This is a genomic window from Polynucleobacter sp. 35-46-11 (assembly GCF_002281105.1).
Genome location: NZ_NCFJ01000123.1, coordinates 1 through 5,987 on the forward strand (window position 1 = coordinate 1; position 5,987 = coordinate 5,987).

Below are 5,987 nucleotides of genomic sequence, written 5' to 3' on the forward strand. Positions count from 1 at the left end.
GGCCCATGCCGCTGTGTAGCGATTGGGCTCAATGGCGTACATCGGACTGCCATGGCCTGCAAATACTGCAGGTTGGCGATGGCTAGTCATTAATACGGATTAGCCGAATACGTAACCAGTATGAGCTGCAACTAAAGCAAACAAAATAGCCAAGCTAGTAGCGGCTGCCAACATCACGATCAAGGTGATGATTTTCTTATTGACTTCTTCTTTCGACTCTTTATGCCATTCGTTCATGCTAAATCCTCATTAAACACATTAAATAGTGCTGCAATTATCCACTATCGGCCGCGGCCAGCCTTACGCATCATGCCTTTTCCGCCGCCAAAGCCTGCCTGAGGCCTTCCGCCAGGACCAGATGGGCCTTTTGGGGCTGGTGGACGGGCTACAGGCTTAGCTGCTACTGGCTTAGCCAGGGTTTTTGATTCAGGTTTTTTATCGTCAGTCACTTTTTGCTCCTATGGATATCATATTGCCATGATTACTGACTATTCTATCCAAGCTATCGCTATTAATGCGATTCCTTTGATTTTTGCCATCACCATCCATGAGGCAGCGCATGGCTATGCAGCCCGCTATTTTGGTGACAATACCGCGTATATGCTGGGCAGGGTCAGCCTGAACCCCATTAAACATATAGATCCAGTGGGCACTATCCTGATCCCCCTGATGTTGATTTTGGCAAGCTCACCATTTTTAATTGGTTATGCCAAGCCAGTACCGGTGAACTTTGGGCGCTTACGCAACCCCCGAATTGACTCAATTTGGGTAGCCCTAGCAGGACCTGGCTCAAATTTCGCTCAAGCCCTCATTTGGGCCATTTTCTTGATTACTCTCATTGGATTTGGAGTTAATGAGCAGTTCTTATTGGGAATGTCACAAGCTGGCATTACTTGGAATTTAGTGCTCATGGTGTTTAATCTGTTCCCTCTACCACCCCTAGACGGGGGTCGCATTCTATCCAGCCTTTTGCCGGCGCGCCAATCAATTGCCTTAGGCAAGCTGGAGCCCTGGGGCTTCTTTATTGTTCTAGGGCTTGTATTTACCGGCGTCATTGGCAGTTTTTGGATGGAGCCTTTGATTGCCTTCTTTAAATCCATCCTCTACTTCGTGACACTGCCGTTACAGATGGTTTTCTAAAATTTCTATCGGCAAAACCCAGTATTCGGGAGTATTCTGAATACAAGTATTTTTAGCACCACTTTTAAAGAAATGAATGGAGCCCTTATGAAACTCAAGCACCTTGTTTTAGCAACACTTGCACCAACATTATTGGCAAGCGGAATCGCTTATGCACAATTTAAAAAACCCGAAGATGCAATTAAGTATCGTCAAAGTGTTTATACGGTGATGGCTAATTCTTTTGGGAAAATTGGCGCAGTAGTTAAAGGTGAGGCCCCATTTAACAAAGATGAGGTAGCCAAGAATGCAGCAGTTGTTGCAACTCTCTCCACTTTGCCATGGCAAGCATTTGGTCCAGGCACTGAGGGTGGCAATGCGCTTCCAGGGGTTTGGTCAGACAATGCTAAATTTAAAGCTGCTGGAGAAAAAATGCAGCTTGCCGTAGCCAACCTGAACACTGCAGCACAGTCAGGCGATCAAGAAGCCATCAAGAAGGCCTTTGGTGCAGCTGGTGCTACCTGCAAAGGTTGCCATGATGACTTTAAGAAAAAGTAATCAGCCCTTAATGAAGTAAACCAGAATTACCGCAATCAGGCTCAGCAGCAATAAAGCCGAGCCGCGTTGCAGACCTCCATCCTTGGAGGCCTGACCCAAGTCAGATGGCAGATAGTTTGCCTGATCGCTTGGGTCAATTTCTTTATCGCCCACCAACATGGGTTTGATTAAATTCTCGCCCTTGAATTTTTGGTAATACACAATCGCACAAAGATGGAGTGCAATCAATATGATGAGAATGTTTTCATTGAAGTAATGAATTGAGGTGAGCACCTGAACCGTTTCATTCGAAACATATTTTGCAAACGGTCCCTCAAAAGCAATATCGTCATTTGCAAATAGACCCGTCACAGCCTGAAGACCCACTGAAAAAAGTAATCCCAGAACTGATAGGGCGCCTAGAGGGTTATGGCCAAGACCAGCCTTGGTTTTGCCCAATAGGTAATTAATTAGTCCTTTAGGACTTGGAACAAAATGAATGAAGCGGGCATGGTATGAACCAATCAAGCCCCAGCAGATTCGAAAAATAATTAAGCTTAGAACGCAATAGCCGACTAAGGCATGGAAGTCCATGGCATTACCGCCAATCTTCACGGTAATAAAGCTCAGAACAATACAAATGACTAAGAGCCAGTGAAACAGGCGAATCGGCAAATCCCAAACACGGATGATCTTTTTCATCCTTGCAGAATAAATCAATGCAAGAGCTTGTCCCTGAATTTATTTAATCTCAGGCAAATCCTTTTGGATAATCTTTAATCCTTCCCGCAAGGCTTCTTGGTAACGCTCTCGCTCTGCTTTCATGGTTTCTGCAGTCCAGGAATAGAAACCCTCGCCAGTCTTCATACCCAACTTACCGCTGGCGATACGATCACTTAAGCATTTCGCAATATCAGGGGAATTATTCAGAGTTGGATATATCGTCGCTCCACCTGCACCATGCACATCTAGCCCCGCATGGTCTCTCTGCATTGCAGGGCCTGCCGCGATATAACGAAAGCCAAAGCCAAAGCGGACGGCCTTATCGATATCTTCCAAACTAGCAATGCCAGCATCGACCATGGCAAAAGCTTCACGCGATAAAGCATGCTGCAGGCGGTTAGCCAGAAAACCTGGCAAATCTTTTTTCACGGTAACGGGAACCATGCCACAAGCTGTCATCAAACGAGAAAGGCTTTCGCCAACCATGGGCGAAGTCTTTTGACCGTACACCACTTCTACGCAAGGCACTAAATGTGCAGGCATGAAGAAATGCAAGCCAATCATCCTTGCAGCTGTCTTCAATCCTTTTGAGATATCACTGATTGGAAAGCTAGTACTGTTACTTGCCAAGACTGCTTCCGGTTTTGCGTACTGCTCCAGTTTGGCAAATAACTCTTGCTTAATATCCAAGCGCTCGGGGACGCACTCAATCACCAGATCAATCTCAGACCAATCTATTTCCTCCAAGGAGCCAGCAGTCGTTAGCAAATGGAGACGATGCTCATAACCCAGATCTATCATGGTGTTAGCAAAATAATCTGGCAAAAGTGCTCGACGCTCTGTAGTAGGCTCCAGCACCTGAACAGCACAACCCCCGCGTGCGCATACGGCCGCTACATCAGCGCCCATAGTGCCGCCACCAACGATGACGACCTTTGTTTCAGACGGGGTAAACAGCATCTCAATTTCTCCTTCGGGGGGCAAGATAAGGATTACAAATCCTCTTACAATACTTTCATTATTCCAATAAAAAAGTAAGTGAGACATGATCCCAGTCAATTCAGTACTGCAGGTCGGACAATTTCCTGAGGTAATGCAAAAGGCAATTGACCAACGCATTACCCCGGTTCGCTACCCTGACCTCAACGCCAAGCTCCCCCCAGGCTCTTACGAGAGCATTTTGATTCGCTCAAACACTCAACTACCCGTCGCATTACTCGAGAAACTCCCCCTATTAAAGATGGTTGCCACTTGTGGGGTAGGCTACGATAACCTTCCCCTAGGCTACCTCAAGGCCAAGGGAATCAAAGCTAGCAATACCCCAGGCGTTTTAAATGACGCTGTTTGTGAGCTGGCGGTTGGCATGCTATTCGGCTTATTGCGTCGCATACCCCAAGCGCATGAATTTGTTAAAAGTGCAGCTTGGTCAAAAGGTTTATTTACAGTTACCACTACTCTTGCCGGTAAGTGCGTCGGCATTGCGGGAATGGGTCGCATCGGACAAGACCTGGCTAAACGCCTAGAGGCATTCAAAGTCAAGATTGCCTACACTGGCCCAAGCCGTAAAGAAGTTCCTTATGAGTACTTTCCCGATATCCAATCTTTAGCAAAGGCATCTGATGTTCTTTTCTTGGCCTGCCCTGCCACCCCAGAAACAGAGAAAATGGTTAACGCTGAAGTCCTATCGGCCTTAGGCACTAAGGGCTTCCTCATCAATATTGCACGTGGAAGCGTGGTGGATGAGACCGCACTTTTAGTTGCACTGCAGCAAAATATCATTGCTGGTGCAGCACTCGATGTATTTGAAAATGAACCAAATCCAAACATCGGGTTTCTAAATCTTGATAATGTCTTACTAACACCGCATATTGGAAGTGCTACTTCTGAAACGCGACAATTGATGACAAATTTAGCAATAGATAATTTAGAAGCTTTCTATAATAAAAAAACACTTCTGACAGAAGTAAAAAATTAAAACGGAGTAAGTATGACAATTTCCCTACACCCTTCCACACTACCTGCAGTGCTCTCACCTGTATTGACTCCATTTAAAGAGGACGGTAGTCCCGATGCGCAAAAATTACTGAAGCAATGCCAATGGCTTGAGGCTAATGGTGTTGGTCAAGCGATCTTCGGCACGAACTCTGAAGCCAACTCTATGTCTGCCCGCCAAAAGATGGCGACCTTAACCTCTCTAGTAGAGGGCGGCTTAAACCCAGCACACATGATGCCTGGTACGGGTGCCACATCTATTGATGCTGCGGTCAATATGACTCGTCATGCGCTTGAACATAAGTGCGCCGGCGTATTGATGCTGCCACCGTTCTACTACAAAGATATTACTGATGATGGTCTCTTTGCTTACTTCTCAGAAGTGATTCAAAAGGTTGGCAACACAGCTTTGCAAATTTACATTTACAACATCCCTCCTGTCACCAAGATCAACCTTAGCCTTTCTTTGCTGGAGCGCTTAGCGAAGGAATACCCCAAAACTGTTGTCGGTATGAAAGACAGTTCTGGTGATTGGGCCTACACAGAATCTGTTATCAAGCTGTTAGCACCATCAGGATTCCGTGTTTACGCAGGCAGTGAAACCTTCCTCATGCGCGCCCTTCGTGCTGGCGGAGTTGGCTGTATCTCTGCAACCGCTAACGTAAACCCTAGGGCTATTGCCGAATTAGCAGCCCATTGGAGAGAATCTGACGCAGATCAACGTCAAGCTGCCTTAGATCAAGTACGCTCTGTATTTGCTCAGTATCAAATGATTGCCGGTATGAAAACTGCAGTTGCCCATTTCAGTAAAGATCCAGAGTGGTTACGCGTACGCCCACCACTCATGCAACTCAGCGCAGACCAGCAAGCAAAGTTACTCAGCGAGCTACAAAAAATCAATTTCAGCATGCCAGGCCTTTAATTACATAGAAGTAAAACAGGAGACAAAAAATGAAGCTTATTAAAGTAATTGCAGTATCTCTCGCCATGTTGTTCGGTTCCGCACAAGCGCAGAACCTCTCAATTGCAACCGGCGGTACCGGTGGCGTTTATTACCCAATGGGTGGTGGCTTAGCCTCAGTACTTTCTAGCAAAGTACCAGGCATGTCTGCGACTGCTGAAGTTACTGGAGGATCTGTAGACAACCTTAACCTTATTGGCACAGGCAAGCCTTATGTTGGCTTTTCTATGGCTGATGCTGCTAAGGATGCTAAAGATGGTGAAGGTAAATTCACTAACAAGAAAATTGATTTGCGCTCCCTCTTGGTGCTCTATCCAAACCTCATGCACGTTGTGACAGTTGAATCTACTGGCATCAAATCCATGAAAGACCTCAAAGGTAAGCGTGTTAGTACTGGCGCCCCAGGTAGCGCAACTGAAGTGATGGCTTTCCGCCTACTCGAAGCTGCTGGTTTAGATAAAGATAAAGATGTGAAGCGCGAGCGTTTGAGCGTAGCTGAATCTGTCAATGCCGTTAAAGACCGCAAAATCGATGCCTTCTTCTGGGTTGGTGGCCTACCTACTGCAGCCGTTACTGACCTTGCCAATAGCCCTGGCATGAAAATCGTGATGGTAGATAACGCTGCCGAAGTTGGCGCTATGAATAAGAAGTATGG

9 protein-coding genes are annotated in these 5,987 nt (G+C 46.3%); 5 read left to right on the forward strand and 4 right to left on the reverse strand.

Annotated elements, in window-relative coordinates; all coding sequences use genetic code 11:
• Window positions 1-99 precede the first annotated feature (99 nt).
• Both B7Y67_RS09565 and B7Y67_RS09570 read right to left on the reverse strand, forming a co-directional pair.
• Window positions 100-237 carry a hypothetical protein gene (locus tag B7Y67_RS09565; protein ID WP_170217005.1) on the reverse strand — a complete coding sequence of 46 codons (138 nt, stop codon included), beginning with the start codon at window positions 235-237 and terminating at the stop codon, window positions 100-102.
• A 44-nt stretch (window positions 238-281) separates the two neighbouring features.
• Complete coding sequence (locus tag B7Y67_RS09570; RefSeq protein ID WP_293598444.1) at window positions 282-449, reverse strand: hypothetical protein; 168 nt, start codon at window positions 447-449, stop codon at window positions 282-284.
• A gap of 28 nt (window positions 450-477) precedes the next feature.
• On the opposite strand from B7Y67_RS09570, the gene B7Y67_RS09575 reads away from it, so the two are divergent.
• Together B7Y67_RS09575 and B7Y67_RS09580 are read left to right on the forward strand one after the other, a co-directional pair.
• Complete coding sequence (locus B7Y67_RS09575) at window positions 478-1,140, forward strand: site-2 protease family protein (RefSeq protein WP_293598445.1); 663 nt, start codon at window positions 478-480, stop codon at window positions 1,138-1,140.
• Window positions 1,141-1,227: 87 nt separating this feature from the next.
• Window positions 1,228-1,677 (forward strand): cytochrome c, encoded by a 450-nt coding sequence (locus tag B7Y67_RS09580; protein WP_293598446.1) that lies wholly within the window; start codon window positions 1,228-1,230, stop codon window positions 1,675-1,677.
• On the opposite strand, the gene B7Y67_RS09585 is transcribed toward B7Y67_RS09580, so the two are convergent.
• Complete coding sequence (locus B7Y67_RS09585; protein ID WP_293598447.1) at window positions 1,678-2,358, reverse strand: cytochrome b/b6 domain-containing protein; 681 nt, start codon at window positions 2,356-2,358, stop codon at window positions 1,678-1,680.
• 39 nt (window positions 2,359-2,397) lie between these two features.
• Window positions 2,398-3,339 (reverse strand): 3-hydroxyacyl-CoA dehydrogenase family protein, encoded by a 942-nt coding sequence (locus B7Y67_RS09590; RefSeq protein ID WP_293598448.1) that lies wholly within the window; start codon window positions 3,337-3,339, stop codon window positions 2,398-2,400.
• Window positions 3,340-3,424: 85 nt separating this feature from the next.
• On the opposite strand from B7Y67_RS09590, the gene B7Y67_RS09595 reads away from it, so the two are divergent.
• The 3 genes from B7Y67_RS09595 to B7Y67_RS09605 all read left to right on the forward strand — a co-directional run.
• A complete protein-coding gene (locus tag B7Y67_RS09595; RefSeq protein WP_293598449.1) occupies window positions 3,425-4,354 on the forward strand; it encodes a 2-hydroxyacid dehydrogenase in 930 nt (309 codons plus the stop codon).
• A gap of 12 nt (window positions 4,355-4,366) precedes the next feature.
• Window positions 4,367-5,293, forward strand: coding sequence for a dihydrodipicolinate synthase family protein (locus tag B7Y67_RS09600; RefSeq protein WP_293598450.1), 927 nt, complete (start codon window positions 4,367-4,369; stop codon window positions 5,291-5,293).
• Window positions 5,294-5,322: 29 nt separating this feature from the next.
• The coding region (locus B7Y67_RS09605; protein ID WP_293598451.1) for a TAXI family TRAP transporter solute-binding subunit at window positions 5,323-5,987 on the forward strand (665 nt) is incomplete at its 3' end.

Coding starts and splice junctions, on each gene's coding strand:
- B7Y67_RS09565 (WP_170217005.1), bottom strand. CDS start 237: ATGAACGAATGGCATAAAGAGTCGAAAGAAGAAGTCAATAAGAAAATC.
- B7Y67_RS09575 (WP_293598445.1), top strand. CDS start 478: ATGATTACTGACTATTCTATCCAAGCTATCGCTATTAATGCGATTCCT.
- B7Y67_RS09580 (WP_293598446.1), top strand. CDS start 1,228: ATGAAACTCAAGCACCTTGTTTTAGCAACACTTGCACCAACATTATTG.
- B7Y67_RS09585 (WP_293598447.1), bottom strand. CDS start 2,358: ATGAAAAAGATCATCCGTGTTTGGGATTTGCCGATTCGCCTGTTTCAC.
- B7Y67_RS09590 (WP_293598448.1), bottom strand. CDS start 3,339: ATGCTGTTTACCCCGTCTGAAACAAAGGTCGTCATCGTTGGTGGCGGC.
- B7Y67_RS09595 (WP_293598449.1), top strand. CDS start 3,425: ATGATCCCAGTCAATTCAGTACTGCAGGTCGGACAATTTCCTGAGGTA.
- B7Y67_RS09600 (WP_293598450.1), top strand. CDS start 4,367: ATGACAATTTCCCTACACCCTTCCACACTACCTGCAGTGCTCTCACCT.